Origin of the sequence: Mycobacterium intermedium, assembly GCF_002086275.1 — a bacterium.
Taxonomy (GTDB): Bacteria; Actinomycetota; Actinomycetes; order Mycobacteriales; family Mycobacteriaceae; genus Mycobacterium; species Mycobacterium intermedium.
In genome coordinates this window covers 1-1,814 of record NZ_MVHT01000220.1, presented here as the reverse complement: position 1 = coordinate 1,814, position 1,814 = coordinate 1, and the positions used below count along the sequence as shown (strand labels likewise).

The 1,814-nt window shown below is 69.3% G+C and carries 1 protein-coding gene; it reads right to left on the bottom strand.

Annotated elements, in window-relative coordinates; all coding sequences use genetic code 11:
* The coding region (locus BST27_RS30260; RefSeq protein ID WP_170062403.1) for a polyketide synthase dehydratase domain-containing protein at positions 1–1,814 on the bottom strand (1,814 nt) is incomplete at both ends.

Below are 1,814 nucleotides of genomic sequence, written 5' to 3'. Positions count from 1 at the left end.
AACGTGGACCAGCAGCCATGAGACGACAGGCCACCGACGTGGTCGCCGACCTGGAGATCGGTCACGTCGGGCCCCACTGCGGTCACCACACCGGCGAAGTCGGTGCCCAGCTCCGGCAGCTTGCCGTCCGCGGTGTGATACCGGCCGAAGGTGACCAGAACGTCGGCGAAGTTGATGCTCGACGCGCTGACCGCCACCTCGATCTCCCCCGGCCCGGGCGGCACCCGGTCGAACGCGGTGAACTCCAGCGACTGCAGGTCACCGGGGGTACGGATGCGCAGGCGCATGCCGGCCTCCGCGTGATCGACGACGGTGCTGTGCCGCTCCTCGGGGCGCAGCGGCGCCGGGCTCAGCCGCGCGGTGTACCACTCCTCGTTGCGCCACGCGGTCTCGTCTTCACCGGACTCGGACAGCAGGAGCTGGCGAGCTACCTGTTCGACGCCGGTCTGCTCGTCGACGTCGATGTGGGTGACCTTCAGGTGCGGATGCTCGGCACCGATCACCCGCAGCAAGCCGCGCAGCCCACCCTGCTCGAGGTTGACGTCGTCATCCGACAGCACCTGCTGCGCGTTGCGGGTCACCACATACAGCCGCGGCGCATGGCCCATGATCTCCGGGAGTTCGCGGGCGATACGCACCAGATGGCTCACGTACTCGCGTCCGCGCCCGGCTGACTCGGCGTTGTCGGTCTTGGGTGCCGTGAGCACCACCACGCCGGTGAAGCCACCCTTCTCCAACTGCACCCGCAGCCGCTCGGCGGTGGCCTCATGGTCGGCCTGGAACGGCCACGACAGGGTTGTGCACTGCGCATCGTGCACCTTCAACGAATCGGTCAACTCGGCGGCGACCAGATCCGCGGCGTCGCCGGTGCTGATCAACAGCCAGGTTCCCGGCTCGGTGTGCCCCTGCTCGGGCAGTTCGCGCTGCTGCCACTCGATGCTCAGCAACCGCTCGCTCAGTACCCTGTCGCGCTCGGCTTCCGGAGACGCTCCGGTCCCCATCCGCAGCCCGCGCACGGCCAGCACGACCGTCCCGTGCTCGTCCAGCACGTCCAGGTCGGCTTCTAGCCCTGATTCCGCCCCCGAAGTGCCCCTGGTCACGGTGGTCAGGCAGTAGTGGGCGTGACGGGCCGGTCCGTACGCCCGCAACCGGGCCACACCCAGCGGCAACAACAAACCGCCACCGCCGGCAGTGCGGACACTGGGGTGGGCGGCGACGGACTGGAAGCACGCGTCCAGCAGCGCCGGGTGCACACCGTAGGAACTCTGCTGCGCACGGATCGAACCCGGCACCGCAACCTCGGCCAGCACTGTGCTGGTGCCGGCCTCCTCGGCGACGTGAGTGGTGCCCAGGCCGGTGAAGGCGCGACCGTACTGGATACCGCGCAGGTCGAAGGTCTGCCGAAGCTCGTCACCTTCCACCGGGTTGGGGTGCGCGGCCAGCAGGGCGGCGATGTCATGGGCCGCCGGTGGCTCGTCATCTTCGGAGACGCCCTGTAAGACGGCCGATGCACGGCGCGAGCGCTCCCCTTCCTCATCGGTTTCGACCGCGAATGTGACCAGACCGGACGCCTCGACCGTCGCCGTAGCGCCGATGGAGGTCTGCTCGTCGAGTAACAGCAGCTGCTCGAAACGCACGTCGCGAACCTCGGACGCCTCGCCCAACACGGTGCGCGCCGCCGCCAACGCCATCTCGCAGTAAGCGGCGCCGGGAAGCGCTGCGGCGCCGTGGATTTGGTGATCGGCCAACCACGGCAGCGCGTCGGTACCCACCTCGCCCTGCCACACGTGCCGCTCCGGCTCCTCGGCCAGCCG